The organism is Cylindrospermopsis sp. CR12 (genome assembly GCF_001432185.1).
In the GTDB taxonomy this organism is placed as follows: domain Bacteria; phylum Cyanobacteriota; class Cyanobacteriia; order Cyanobacteriales; family Nostocaceae; genus Raphidiopsis; species Raphidiopsis raciborskii.
Window position 1 is genome coordinate 19,842 of record NZ_LMVE01000009.1, and the last position, 13,054, is coordinate 32,895.

Consider the following 13,054-nt stretch of genomic DNA (forward strand, 5'->3'; position numbering starts at 1 on the left):
TTAGAAAACACACAAAATTTATCACATTATATTTATCACATTATTTTGGCATCATCTCTCCAAACGGATTCTGTAACCTGTTTGAATCTGTTTGAGAAATTCCTCCCGCAATACTCCCAGATACACCTCCACATCTTCTTCATTTTCTAGCACTTTGCTGGGAGTAAATCTCCCCAACTGAATAAAAGTGATGGGTTTTACTTGCTCTGGTATGTGGTTTGCTGTATGATATGATTTGCCCAATTTTTCTTGAACTTTTTGAGCTTCAGCATCTATTTTCTTCCATAACTGGTTTGTCTTGTCGCTTAATTCGCTCCGATGGGCGATCGCTGAATCAATAGTTTTGATTTCCGATGGGTGAAAATTGTTTATCTCCTGGGTGATCTCAGAAATTTCATTGACAATCGCTGGGTATTGCTCCTGAATATAATCGCGTATTTCTTTTTCTTGGTTTTCCATTTCCCGATGCAGTTCTCCAATCTTTTGTCGGAGGATTTCCTGTATTTTTTGCTGCACTGGTTTCAGCAAATTTGGCAACAGCTGTATTTTACTGGTTGGGTCATCCATATTGAGAATTTCCTCAACTGATTTTACCTGCTCCAGCAGTTCCTCTTCCTCAATATGGCGCAATTCTGGTTTCAACTCTTTTAAACTCTGTTGAGCTTCTTGAAATATTTTCAGTTGTGAGGTGAAGAAAGACCTTAACTTTTGTAAGTCATCAATATATTCTTCCAGGTCATCCCGACGACCACGAACAAGCTGAAAAAACTCCTGTTCATGAGAGTTATCCGTTCTTAGCTCTTCTAGCATGGCTATGTGGTCTTTCAGCAAATTCCCAAATGGTAATTGCTGTTCTTGAGTCAGTTTTAACCATTCTTTTAACCTTTGAACATGTTGCCATAAAAGTTCTTCATAGGTTTGAAATAATTTGCCACTTTCCGTAGGTATGTCTAGTATATTCTTATCAAGTAATTGACTAGCTAAGTCTCTAGCCACCTTTAAACTAGCTGGATCAATGGTACTAGCCAATCTCACAATATAAGTTTCTTTACCATCGCGAGAAAGTAACTTATCTATTAGTCCTTCCTCTTGTAGATTGACCTTATTTTGTGCGTGTCTCAATTCAACTACACCTGCATTAGCCAACTCTGCCATTATCCCTAGGGTGTCTAGCTCTGACCAACCATAGGGAGTACAGGTAAATTTATCTATTAAAGATTTAATCGTAGTTGGATGATATTTATTTTGACTATGCAAAAAAGATTCCATGTCTTTTCGTGCGGATATATTAACGTCCTTAACCACCTCTCCATCGGTGGTCTTTTCTTGGATATGACGAGTTAAGGCATTTTTCACCTGATCTGAATTTTCAAATCCACTATCGATGTATTTTAACTTGCTGTAGGCATTGTTAATTAAATAGGTAAGAGCTTGTTTTAATAACTCTGTTGCAAATTCAGTTCGAGTAATTTCTACTTTATTGCCATAACTAAACACATCCGCACTGGCAATAAGTTTTTGTAGGCTATCTTTGATATTTTTCTCCCGCTGTGTATTTTCATCTTTCCGTGCTGTTATAATCTTTTGAATACTGGGACTAAGATTACTACCGGCTTTTTGGCGCAAATACTGATCGGTTTGACTAAACGTCTCTAAGTCTTGCAAAAGGTGATCCTCATTCCCTAGCCTAATTAATAACTCTGGACTTGACTGGGTTGTGATTAGACACTTTGTATTGTTCTCAAATTCAGCATAGTTTTCCCCATAGGGAGTAATAATATGCACAGTTAGTTCTTGTAATTTCTTTCCATGATCACGCTCATCTAACTTTCGATTGAATGAATACTTACGTTTACCAAATTTGAATTCCCTATCAGTCAAAATTGATTCCCACACCCACTCTTGCAGTTTTTTGTAAATCTCCCCTGGGTTTACCCTTGTGTTTTTAATTTCTTTACCAATATCTTGCTCTTCGTTTGTAAGAAATATGTATTCATCTGTATTACGCTGAATTAGGGTTTGTTTTTCCAATCTTCCCAGGGCTTCTGCTACTTGTTTTTTCAAGCCTAGTCTATCTTCATCTATGTCGGTTAAACTCAAAGTCGTTAAGTTTTCTAAGTTTGCCCTAATCTCTTTAATATATTTAATCATAAATAGGGTTTTTAAGAGCTGAATATCAAACTCCTTTAGTTGGGGATTATTCGTAGCCTGGGTAATCACCTGACTAATAACACTATCCAAAAAACCCTCAATGGCCAAATAAAAAGTATGAAAAGGAACTAACTTACCCAGGGATTGTGCGGAAATTGCTTGGGAAGCAACCTGAAAAGCGTCCAGCAAGGAGCGTTCTCCCGATGCTAAATGTTTACCCGCAGAACCCATTAACCGAATTTGGGTAAATACCTTCTGCAACAGATAAAACTGATAGGGAATAAACGGATAAGCTGCCACAAAATCCTGTGCATCTTTATACCCTGGCATATCCGCAGAGTCCCTAAAGGTGATTTGGTTTCTGAGAATGGCAATTTTTTCTGTATATAGGACTTCCAAACGTTTTTTAGCTTCGTCAGTTTTAGACAATAACCGTAATTTAATTACCTCATCAGTATTAGCAGAAGATAAATTCAGGGGACGATGAAAACGTCCAATAATTTTAGAGAAGTCTTCCCCCTTGATTTTGTTTTTGGTGATTTCATCCATAGCTTCTTGGGATGTGACCAGCACCCAAGCTCTTCCCTGACAATGGATACCCAAATCTTCCACTACTGTTTGCAGATTGAGCATTAATTTGGTATCTTCGCCAATATACTGACCTACCTCATCTACCATAAAAACTAGGCGATGTTTTGGTCCCTTGGTGTGTAAATACTCTTTAACTGTTTTGGCAAACTCTTCTGGACTTAAAGTATATTTCTCATTGAACTCTAATAGGCGATTAGCCTGTTCTCCACTCATTCCTGTGCTAACGGTTAGAGCAGCAACAATATCATCTTGATAAAAAGCCCAAGCTTCTCGAGTTTCTTCCCAGGATTGGTTGGTTTGGCGATAAAAAGCCTCTTTAAAGGGCTGATACTTACCTTTACTTTCTAATTGACGTTCAAACCGGGCAATTTCCGGTGTTGTGCCAAAATATCCCAAATGGTCGTCAAAGACTTTTTGGAATACCTTGGTAATGTTTTCTTTGTCATTTTTATTATTGGCATCGGCCTTAGAATCAATATTAAAGAGAATTACATCACAATGAGTTTGTGCTGCTAAGGCAATATTTGCCAACAGGGATGGGTCGGGAATTCTTTGGGAATCGAAGTAATCTAAAGCCCGATTATTTCCCACCGAACGATTTTCTAGTATATAGGAAAGTATTTTCAAAAAATGAGATTTACCAGAACCAAAGAATCCGGAAATCCACACACCCATCTTATCCGTGGGACTTTCAATTGATTCAGCAAATCTGCCAAAAAAGGTATAAAAATGCTTTTTGAGTTCTTCGGTAACTACATACTCTTCTAACTCTTGACGGATATTAGTATCATCCTGCTGTCCCACCTTGATGACACCATTAATACTGCGGTTAATATCCTTGGCAAACAGTTCAGCAATGTTCATAGACAGCTCCATGATGTGGTATTAAAGCAAAAGCTCGATAATAGTTATCACTTTTAAAGGTATTAAATAAACAGAGTTCTTGACCATCATAGGATCCGGGAAAGAACAGCACTAAGGGAATGTGGTCAAGATAAGGTTGTAGACCATTCAAAATACTGTGGGATCTAATTAGGGGCCAACTCGCTCCAACTCCAGTCAGGAATACTAATTGTTCGTTCCCTTGGAGATGGTTTTGGATCTGAGTAATCACCTTTTCGGGTCGAACTATAGGTTGGATTTTATTCCAGAGAGATTTGTGTCCTTCTTTCGCTTCTACAATAAAAGCTTTATTGAGAATTCCTTTTTCTTGTAATATCTCTAGGATTATATTATACAGATTGAATTCTTTGACGACTAGATTTATTGGATCCCTAGTTAACTGCGAAATAAGTATTTTAGTATATTCTTGGACATATAGTTCATCTTCTGGAGCATAATCAAAAACGTAGAAACCAATCTCATTGCCAATACCACGATTGCCCAACAGTCGGGAGTCTTGTAGTTTAGGTAGTAGTTGATTTAATCGTTCCTGAATACTCAATTTAGACATCTGTTTAGGTTAGCAGCACTCAAGAGCTAGTATAACAGGCGATCGCATTTTTGAGGAGGGGCTATTATATTTTATGTTATGTTTTATCCAGATAGGTTTGCAGACCATAGCGTGGTTCTTATGAAGCATCAATTGGCAAAGCTTCTTTTTGATAGAGAAGTCAAAGCGCTAGGATCATTCAACCAGTTAGGTTTATAGACCGTAGCGCGGTTCTGTAGTAATATCCACTTACCAGGATGCTAATCTACCCCTCTTATAGGGTACACCGGTAAAAGGTTGAAAACCAGTCATGGGATAAGCATCATCGGTGGGGCTGAATATGCGCATAAAAGCTTCACTGAGAAATTGAACAACTCTAGAAAGCGATTTGGAGATCATCATAAACTTCGACTCCTTATTATTATGCTATTTATCTGATGTACCTGCAGTGTAATTCCAAATCTTGGGACTGACTCATTTTTGTAATATATATACAAGTAACTCAACTTTTCTTAAAAGTTCAATTGGAGTAGTTTTAGGTAAGTTTTATTGGTATAAAATAAACTTGAGAATATTTTCTCGTAAGAAAATATAGTCATCCACCTTATGAGTAGAAAACCAGAGAAATGTCGATTTTAGAAATCAAGCTACCCATTCATGAAACTTTTCAGAGTACAGTTCAAGGTGAAGGATATTGGACTGGTTCTTTAGTAGATTTTATTCGCTTGTCTGGTTGTCCATTGAGCTGTCCTTGGTGTGACACTGGTTATGCGGATGGTGGGGCAAACTTACGACGATTTGAGCGTACCATTGGTGAGCTTCTAGCAGAACTAAAATCTCCGAGAATAGTTATTAGTGGTGGAGAACCATTCATTCACAAGCATTTACCTGAATTAGTTGAGGCCTTGTTAGATGCTGGTAAACAAGTTAATATTGAAACATCAGGATCTTTTTGGAAAGAAGTTCCTTTATCAGCTTGGATCACCCTATCTCCCAAGGAACATATTAACCCTAAATATCCAGTACAGAATCAGTTTTGGAGTAGAGCTAATGAAGCGAAAATAGTTATAGAAACTGGTCAGGAAATTGATTTTTATCAAGAACATTTATCCGCACACCCTGATTTGTGTGTTTACCTACAACCTGAGTGGAATAGTTCATCAAAATCACTGGCTCTGATTTTGCAGTTATTACAACAAAAACCCGATTATAAACTTTCTTTACAAACACACAAATATATAGGTTTACAATGAGTAGGTTTTTTGAGTAGGTTTTTTCTCCTAACACTTTATAAAGTTATAAAGGTTCAATAGACTTACTTACGAGTTAGAATAAAATGCGATCGCTTAACGCGTGACTCAAAAAAATGTGGTAATTATCAGGTGGGAATTTGAAAATAGAGTTCCCAAGAACCGTTTTTGTGTGTTTTACAGTTTTAAGATCCCAATATCATTGCTCCTGATTTTTTATTTGGTTGACACCCAATTGAGATAGAATAACTGCCAAGTGCTGTAGTGTCTCTGGTGAAAGTCCTTCTACGAGGTCCTGAGGAGAATATTGCTTTAACAGCTCTTTTGGAGAATATTGCTTAATCTCTTCGAGAGAATATTGCTTCATCTCTTTTGGAGAATATTGCTTAATCTCTTCGAGAGAATATTGCTTTAATACCTCCTCAGTCGGTATCTCTCTCAAGTGACTTATTACAAAATCTTTTTTGAATTGCTCTAATGTGTATGTCATTGGCAGTTTCTCCTTTATGTAAAACTCATACAGTTGTTGCATTAATATGCTATACTCGCTCTTGCGATAACTTTCTTGATAATGGCTAATCGCTTCTTCCACCACTTCTGCTCTCGCACTAAACAGTCTCCACAACTCATTGTTGGCACTTTTGGGTATTTTCGACAGCACTATCAGTCTCACGTTCATAGTAACACATTCTATATCATAAACCCCTTCACTGACAGTTTTCCATTTTAATCTCCCCATTAATTGGGTCGGTTCGTGGGTTGTTAATCCGTACAGTCTGTAATCCTCCTCTGGTAGCAGGTTCGACAAGGATTTACTTGTTTGCTTCCGATAATTGACATAGTGTCCTATTAATTCCATTAGTGACCAAACTGTGAATGATTCATGAATGGATTTATAGCTGATTAGGTTGTGTTTAGACATGTTTTCTAAACCTGCTGGATACAGATTAAATCCGCTGTCTTTATATCTCTTAATGATTATAATGTCTAGCAGTTGTTTTCTGATGGTTAGATCCTTTTCTACTTCTACCTCATAAGGGCTATTATAGAAGTGGACGGTCATAAACATTCCTAAAAGGCGGTGCCAGTCTCTATTTGGGGTGTCCTTTTTTTTCTGAGGTTTGGATTTTTTACGTACCATAACCGGACTGTTCGCATAATTTATTAGATGTGGGTTAATTACCCCATGTCAATATAGTATCAGAAATTATTAAGTGGCTCAGTGGAATTAAATATAAGATTAACGTAGGTTGGGTTTCGTATTAAACTCAACCCAACCTTGTATCTGGTAACTCATCTTCTACAAGACGCAGACGGGGATAAAAGTAGCAAATGAAAGTAAAAAGGATGCTAAATAGGCCCATGATGACGAACATTAAACCAATACCGCGACCATGGCCAATACCAATTATTTGTCCAATGGTGTTTGCTGCTGGTCCGTCAGCTTGCATAAAGGGTTCAAATAGTTGATCAGCTAGTGGTCCTGCTAGCAGAAAAGAAAGGGGTAGAAAACCTTGAGTAACTGCTATGCGGAAGGCAAAGACTTTTCCTTGCACTTCTGGAGCAACTTTCTTTTGATAAATTACCTGGATTGCACCATTAACAATGGGGACCATAAGAAATATAAAGAAATCGGAGATGGTAAACAGAATTGGGTTAGGACGTAACCCGGCTACAATATAGAATATACCTAAGAAAAACATCGAGGTAAAGATGAGGTTGATTTGGTGTTTTGGTCCTCCCCAGATGCTGATGATAAAACTGCTAACTAACATTCCAGAGCTTGCTATGGAAGAGATTGTACCTAGTGCTTCTGTTGAAGCAAAGGAAAGAACTAGAGGTGTGGTGAGAGCTTCAGCACCACCAATAAGAAAGTTGGTGATTGCAACAAGAAAGACTAGGCCAATTAGTCCAGGTCTCTCGATAAAATAATGCCATCCAAAGGATAATTCTTGCCAGAATGAAGAGAATAAACCAGCTTCCTCGGTTTCAGTTTCTTTGGTTTTAACTTCGGGGAAATTCACGACCAATAAGCAAAGCAAGGCAAAACACAAAGTACATAAATCAATGAGAACCACTCCGGGAATTTCAACGCTCACTAAGAGTACAGTTGCTACCACTGGTGAGAGAATTTCTGCAACAGCTAATCTAATTTGGGTCATGGAACTGGCGCGACCCAGTTGTTCTTTATAAGCAGTGAGATACTTATTGCCTGGATTATCTTCGCGGACAATTACTACTACCTGCTTCACTTGGGCATGTTGGGTTAATACTGTCTCAATTTCTCCTAGTTCTATGCGGAATCCGCGAATTTTAACTTGGTGGTCGATGCGTCCTATAAATTCAATGTTTCCATCGGGTAAAAAGCGTGCCAAATCTCCAGTTTTATAAAGACGTTCTCCTGGAACAAAGGGATTGTTAATAAACTTTTCTGCTGTCAATTCGGGACGATTTAAGTAACCTCTTGCTAAACCTGTACCCCCAAGGTAGAGTTCTCCAGATACACCTATGGGAACCGGTTGCAGATAGCGGTCAAGAATGTAGACTTGGGTATTGGCGATCGCCCGACCAATGGGAACTGTTTCTGCTTTTGGTTCTATTTGCTGGATATAATAACAGGTAGAAAAGGTTGCATTTTCAGTGGGCCCGTAAGCGTGCAACAACTTTTGCGGACCATCTACTGCTAACAATTGTCTGACCGATTGAGTATGAACTGCTTCACCGCCAAATAATAAGTAGTGTAAATGTCGAAATGCCATCGGTACTTGTTGAACCATTTGGTTAAATAGTGCGGTCGTGATAAACAAGATGGTAATACCGTGGGTTTGTAAGCTACTGGCAAAATCTCGTGGTGATAGTATGGTTTCTCTATCGAGAATTACGAGTTTTGCACCATTGAGTAATGCTCCCCAAATCTCAAAGGTAGCAGCGTCAAAGGCAGTATTAGAAGCTTGTGCAATTACATCTGTCGGTTGCAAGTTTACATAGTCAGTATTGACTACTAACCGCACTACCCCGCAATGAGTAACCATCACACCTTTAGGTTGACCCGTTGACCCTGATGTGTAAATAACATGAGCCAAATTATCCGGGGTAGTATCCCAGTTCAAGTTCTGTTGGTTCCTTTGGGCAATGATGGACCAGTCCCGATCTAAACAAATCTGCTCAACATTGGTCAGTTTTCCCCCTAGCTGCTGTTCTGTCAAAAGTAAAAAGGCTTTTGCATCTTGCAGCATAAATGTCAAGCGATCGCTCGGATGGCTAGGATCCAATGGTAAATAAGCACCTCCAGCTTTCAGGATCCCTAGCATGGCGATGATGATTTTAGGCGATCGCTCTAAATAAATTCCCACCAAAGTTTGTGCACTAACACCCAGAAACTGCAAATAGTGGGCTAGTTGATTGGCTTGATTATTTAACTCCCGATAGGTAAGTTGTTGATTTTCCCATTGGATAGCGATCGCATCTGGTGTTCTTTCTACTTGTTGCTCAAATAATTGATGAATACATTGGTGAGGATAATCAGTTTGTGTGTTATTCCATTCCACAAGTAGCTGATGTTTTTGCGCTGCTGAGAGTAATGGTAATTCTCCCACCTTTTCATCAGGATTACTAACAATAGACTCCACCAAAGTTTGAAAATTATCTACCATGCGGGCGATGGTTGTGGTGTCAAACAAATTGGCGTTATATTCAAAGGCTCCTATGAGTTCTAAATTTACTTCTTGCATCGACAGGGTCAAATCAAAAGTCGCTCCTGCTGTAGGTCTATTTAATTCAATTTGGGTTACATTCAGACCTGGTAAGTTGAATTTTTCCAAGGGAGAATTTTGCAATACAAACATTACCTGAAACAGGGGACTGAGATTTTTGTGCCGTTTGGGTTGTAGAGCTTCAACTAGGGTATCAAAAGGTAAGTCTTGATGAACATAAGCATCAAGAGCAACCTGTCGCACCTGGGATAATAGTTGTTTAAACGTAGGATTGTTTTCTAAGCGAGTACGTAAAACTAAAGTGTTGACAAAAAACCCAATTAATGACTCGAGGGCTTGACGATTGCGGTTAGTAATAGGGGAGCCAATAACAATATCTTCTTGGCCAGTGTAACGATAAAGAAAGGTGACAAAAGCTGCTTGCAGCGTCATAAATAGAGAAGTACCCGACTTCTGACTTAATATTTTCAGTTTGTTAGTCAGGTCATTACCCAATCTAAACCGGTGGATACTACCGCGAAATGTTTGAACAGCGGAACGGGGGTAATCTGTTGGTAATTCTATGATTGATGGAGCGTCTGCTAACTGTTGTTTCCAATAGCTTATCTGGGTATTGATAACATCATTTTGCAGCCCTTGACGTTGCCAGTAAGCATAATCTGCATACTGAACTGGCAAGTTTGCCAGGGGAGAATTTCCATATAAACTCGACAATTCCTTGAAGAAAATTGCTACTGACCAAGCATCCGAGATTATGTGGTGCATGGTGACTAGCAAAATATGGGAATTTGATTCCAGGCGAATCAGTTTTACTCTTAGTAGAGGGGCTTGGCTTAAATCAAAAGCTTCTGTATATTCAGCGGTAATTAAGCGTTGTAATTCTGCCTCTCTTTCAACTTCTGCTAGGGTTTGTAAATCTACTAATGGTAAGGTGAATGATAAAGTTTCTGCAATAAATTGCACTGGTTTTCCTTCTGATATACCAAAAGAAGTACGCAGGGTTTCGTGACGTTGAATAATTGACTGCACTGCTTGTTGAAGTGCCATTAAATTCAGGGAACCAAATAAGTGCAAAGCTCTGGTAATATTGTAAGCTGCATTTGCTCCTTCCATTTGGTCAAGAATCCAAAATCTCTGTTGAATCAAAGATAAAGGTGATTCTGCAGTTCGGGAAACTGGCTGTAAAATTGGGAGGGAATTAGTGGGATGAAAATCATCCTGAAAAGTTGTAACTTTTTCGCTTAAACTAGCTATAGTTGGCGCTTCAAATAAAATGCTGATGGATAGCTCCAAAGATAGGGCTTCGCGCAATCTTGATACAACTAAACTGGCAAGTAGAGAATGTCCCCCCAATTCTAAAAAGTTGTCATAAATGCCTACTTTCTCCAGTCCTAAAACTTCTCCCCAAATGTTAGCTATTAGTTCTTCTTGGGGGTTACGGGGTGCAACAAAGTTACTAATTCCAGCAGATAGATTTGGTACGGGTAAATTATTCCTGTCTAACTTTCCGTTGGGTAATACTGGCAGTTTTTCTATCAACACAAAGGCATTAGGAACCATATAATCTGGTAGTTTATGCTCTATAAAGTTCCGAATTTCTGCCAAGTCTAAGGTTTGAGTGTTAGGGACGATATAGGCAACCAAGCGCTGATCTCCCGGTATATCCTCTCGGAGGCTAATTACACCTTCTCGAACTGAGGGATGCAGTTTTAATATGGCTTCAATTTCTTCCAGTTCTACGCGCATCCCTCGGATATTTACCTGAAAGTCAATCCGACCAAGAATTTCTAAAGTACCATCTTGGCAGTGTCGAGCTACATCCCCGGTTTTGAAAAGTTTTTGCTGGGGATTAAAGGGATTATTAATAAATTTTTCAGCATTGGCTTGGACGCGGTTTAAATAACCACGTGCTAATGTACCACCAGCTATGTGCAGTTCTCCAGATTCTCCATTTTTCACCGGTTCCAGTTGGGAGTTGAGGACGTAAACCTGTTGCATGTCTTGGAGGGGATTACCAACGGGAACATATCCTTGTTCAATATCGCAGTTTTCAGGAATGGGATAAAAAGCATTACCAATAGTTTCCGTTTGACCTAGGATATTAAAAAATTGAGGTGGAGTTTGAAATAGGTTACGTAATTTCTTAATTAGTTGATAAGGTAGTAACTCCCCGCCAAATATGAGGTATTTTAGCTTTGATTCCCCTATAGCTACTGTATATTTTTTGTCTAAACTTTCCAAAGCCATGAGTCCATAACGCCACACCGAGGGCACACCATCACAGATAGTGACCTCTTGTGTTTCAATTAGTTCAAATAACCTAAGGGGATCTCGGGTTTTTTCACGGGTAGCAATAACAACAGCTGCGCCTTGGGATAAGGGTAGGAATAGTTGTCTGACTGAAGCAGTAAATGAGAAAGATGCTGTATGCAGGTAAATATCTTGGTTATCAACCGGGATTATTTTAGTTATACCCTGGAGATAATTCACAATACTGCTATGGGGCATTTGTACTCCTTTTGGCTTACCAGTAGAGCCAGAAGTATATATTAAGTAGGCCAAATTATCTGGTGTAACATCACAACTGGGATTATCTTCACTTTGTTGCTCAATTTTTTGCCAGTCCGCATCTAAACATAAAACCGTGGCGTTGATAATAGGCAGCGCCTCTAAACACTGATTTTCAGTTAAAACTACCTTTGGCTTGGCATCCTCTAGCATAAATGCTAGCCTTTCCTGGGGATAAGCAGGGTCCAAAGGAACATAAGCACCACCCGCTTTGAGGATACCCATAATTCCAATAACTATTTCTATGGAACGAGTTACACAAAGACCTACAAACACCTCTGGTCCTACACCAATCGATTGCAAATAATGCGCTAGTTGATTGGCTTTACAGTTTAATTCTCCATAGGTCAACTGCTGATTTTCAAAGATTATTGCCACTGCATCAGGCGATTTTTCTACTTGCTGCATAAACAGCTCGTGAACAGACTTGTTTTGAGAATATATCATACTATCAGATTAGTATTAACTTATATGTAATATAGACGGGACTACAATTGATCACTGGAATTCAGACTGTGGTTTGATTGATTTGCTTGATTTGCTGCAAAATTGATTTAAATGGTTGTAAAAATATATTGGAGACACTATTAAATAAATTGGATTCTCCATTAGCCAAACCAAAATTCAGTTTTTCATAACTAGTTGGGATATATAAAGAGCCAAAAATCCAGTCCCAAATTCCAAAAATATAACCAAAGTTTTTATCATAATGCTTTGGATCCACACTATGATGAATTTGGTGTTGTGCTGGACTGATAAAAATGTGGCTAACCCATTTGGGGTAAGCTAACCAGATATGAGAATGACGCAAGTTATATCCAGCTAAATAAAAGATAAAGAGATCGAGACTAACTCCACAAACTAATAGACGTTTTATTTCTGTACCAAACAAATAGCTCCAGATACCAGTTCCTAAACCCGTGGCTGTAGTAATGATTATTATTCCCACAAGCAACTCAACTGGGTGGGTTCGATATACAGTCAAAGGTGTGATCACTTCAGCAGAGTGATGCACCTTATGAAATTGCCATAAAGTCTGGTTTTTGTGAGAGAGATAATGGTAGAAAAAATTAGCGAAGTCAGCCAATAATCCTATGAACAAAGTAAATATTAAGTTATGCCAGATATGGGCGTTAGAAATAGCCCAGGGTGCTGTAATATTGGTTATTTCTGTCAGAGCTTTGTTAGTTATATCCGCAATGTTATCTAAATATATTGCTATTGGCTCTACAAAAACTATTTCAAATAAGGCAATGGCAAAAAAGTATTTGTACTGAGTAACTGATGAGGGATGTGTGTAGACTTCTTTGGGTAATATGTATTGCAAAAAGGAACTGAGCAATGATTCC

At 38.6% G+C, this 13,054-nt stretch carries 7 protein-coding genes; 1 reads left to right on the top strand and 6 read right to left on the bottom strand.

Features of this window, described 5'->3' with window-relative positions; genetic code table 11:
* Nucleotides 1-51: 51 nt before the first annotated feature.
* The 3 genes from brxC to ASL19_RS00915 all read right to left on the bottom strand — a co-directional run bounded on the left by brxC (nucleotide 52) and on the right by ASL19_RS00915 (nucleotide 4,576).
* A complete protein-coding gene (brxC, locus tag ASL19_RS00905) occupies nucleotides 52-3,606 on the bottom strand; it encodes a BREX system P-loop protein BrxC (protein WP_057176920.1) in 3,555 nt (1,184 codons plus the stop codon).
* A complete protein-coding gene (locus tag ASL19_RS00910; protein ID WP_057176921.1) occupies nucleotides 3,593-4,195 on the bottom strand; it encodes a DUF1788 domain-containing protein in 603 nt (200 codons plus the stop codon). The genes brxC and ASL19_RS00910 overlap by 14 nt, the downstream gene beginning before the upstream one ends.
* A gap of 228 nt (nucleotides 4,196-4,423) precedes the next feature.
* Nucleotides 4,424-4,576, bottom strand: a complete 153-nt coding sequence (locus ASL19_RS00915) for a hypothetical protein (RefSeq protein ID WP_057176922.1) — start codon at nucleotides 4,574-4,576, stop codon at nucleotides 4,424-4,426.
* A gap of 224 nt (nucleotides 4,577-4,800) precedes the next feature.
* Between ASL19_RS00915 and ASL19_RS00920 the strand changes: the two genes are divergently transcribed.
* Complete coding sequence (locus ASL19_RS00920) at nucleotides 4,801-5,427, top strand: 7-carboxy-7-deazaguanine synthase QueE (protein WP_057176923.1); 627 nt, start codon at nucleotides 4,801-4,803, stop codon at nucleotides 5,425-5,427.
* Between the two features lie 196 nt (nucleotides 5,428-5,623).
* On the opposite strand, the gene ASL19_RS00925 is transcribed toward ASL19_RS00920, so the two are convergent.
* The 3 genes from ASL19_RS00925 to ASL19_RS00935 form a co-directional block, all read right to left on the bottom strand.
* On the bottom strand, nucleotides 5,624-6,487 hold the full coding sequence (locus ASL19_RS00925; protein ID WP_152980382.1) for a hypothetical protein: 864 nt from the start codon (nucleotides 6,485-6,487) through the stop codon (nucleotides 5,624-5,626).
* Nucleotides 6,488-6,692: 205 nt separating this feature from the next.
* Nucleotides 6,693-12,152, bottom strand: coding sequence for a non-ribosomal peptide synthetase (locus tag ASL19_RS00930; RefSeq protein WP_072149053.1), 5,460 nt, complete (start codon nucleotides 12,150-12,152; stop codon nucleotides 6,693-6,695).
* Nucleotides 12,153-12,213: 61 nt separating this feature from the next.
* Nucleotides 12,214-13,054 (bottom strand): sterol desaturase family protein (locus ASL19_RS00935; RefSeq protein WP_057176925.1); only part of this gene is annotated, 841 nt, incomplete at its 5' end.

What these genes read in the sequence shown, in the direction of transcription:
- brxC (WP_057176920.1), bottom strand. Translation starts at nt 3,606, where the DNA reads ATGAACATTGCTGAACTGTTTGCCAAGGATATTAACCGCAGTATTAAT.
- ASL19_RS00910 (WP_057176921.1), bottom strand. Translation starts at nt 4,195, where the DNA reads ATGTCTAAATTGAGTATTCAGGAACGATTAAATCAACTACTACCTAAA.
- ASL19_RS00915 (WP_057176922.1), bottom strand. Translation starts at nt 4,576, where the DNA reads ATGATGATCTCCAAATCGCTTTCTAGAGTTGTTCAATTTCTCAGTGAA.
- ASL19_RS00920 (WP_057176923.1), top strand. Translation starts at nt 4,801, where the DNA reads ATGTCGATTTTAGAAATCAAGCTACCCATTCATGAAACTTTTCAGAGT.
- ASL19_RS00925 (WP_152980382.1), bottom strand. Translation starts at nt 6,487, where the DNA reads ATGACCGTCCACTTCTATAATAGCCCTTATGAGGTAGAAGTAGAAAAG.
- ASL19_RS00930 (WP_072149053.1), bottom strand. Translation starts at nt 12,152, where the DNA reads ATGATATATTCTCAAAACAAGTCTGTTCACGAGCTGTTTATGCAGCAA.